Here is an 874-nt window from a genome sequence, read left to right as displayed (position 1 = left end):
GACACAGCTATCGCGTGGCCGTTGGTATTGCCACCCGTGTTGCCACCTGCGCCACCTGTGTTGCCGCCTGTGCCGCCTGTGCCACCTGTGTTGCCGCCTGAGCCGCCTGTGTTGCCGCCCGTGTTGGTGGTTATCTCAAATTCCACCGTTCGGGAATCTTTGTAATTGCCTTTGCCGTTTATGGTTACGGTGGCTGTCCCTTCGTTTGTGTTGTTGCTGTAACTTAGAGTGTAGTCCGTGTTGATTGTGAGTGGGCGACCGCCGTCCACCACGTTAGGTAGCGGTTTGATTTCTTTGCCGGTGTACTTTTGAGCGGCGATGCTTGCCACCGTCACCGTTGAAGCGGTAATGCTCTTCGGGATGATGGTGAAGACTTTATTTGCAATGCTGATAGCGTAGTTGCCGCCGGCAGTCAGTGAGCCTTGATTGATGGGATACGTCCCCGGTTTTTCGTTGGAGGTGCGGGAGAGCACGCCGCTAAAATGGTCCTCCTCATCGAGCAGATCCGGACTGTAAGTGTAAGTCAGCGGCGGGTCGGCGGTGTTGTAAGTTTTACTCAGATTATCGTTCGGCGTGACCACGACAGGCAAAGGGGTGATTGTTGCCGTAGCGACAGGCTGTGCTGCCAATTCGTAATTATCTTTGTGCGCACCGGCGAGCGCGAAGCCGTCAAATATGACCGGTTTGTCCGGTCCTGCATTTTTATCGGCAAAAGCCGCTGTGCCTTTTTCCACAGTTACCACATCGCCGACATCCTCAACTATGCCAACGACATTGCCCGTACCGCTAAAGGTAGCGTTCGTAGTGCCATCGTAAGTTCTGCTATCGACTGAAAAACCTGTGAGCGTAACCGGCTTGGGTGTAATCGCGGCGG

At 54.5% G+C, this 874-nt stretch carries 1 protein-coding gene; it reads right to left on the bottom strand.

The genetic code is table 11. The features are described from left to right. A partial coding sequence (locus ASC50_RS01935; RefSeq protein WP_193391177.1) for a YDG domain-containing protein occupies positions 1 to 874 on the bottom strand: 874 nt, incomplete at both ends.

The sequence above is a fragment of the Candidatus Symbiothrix dinenymphae genome, assembly GCF_001431085.1.
This window is presented reverse-complemented; position numbering and strand designations above follow the sequence as displayed.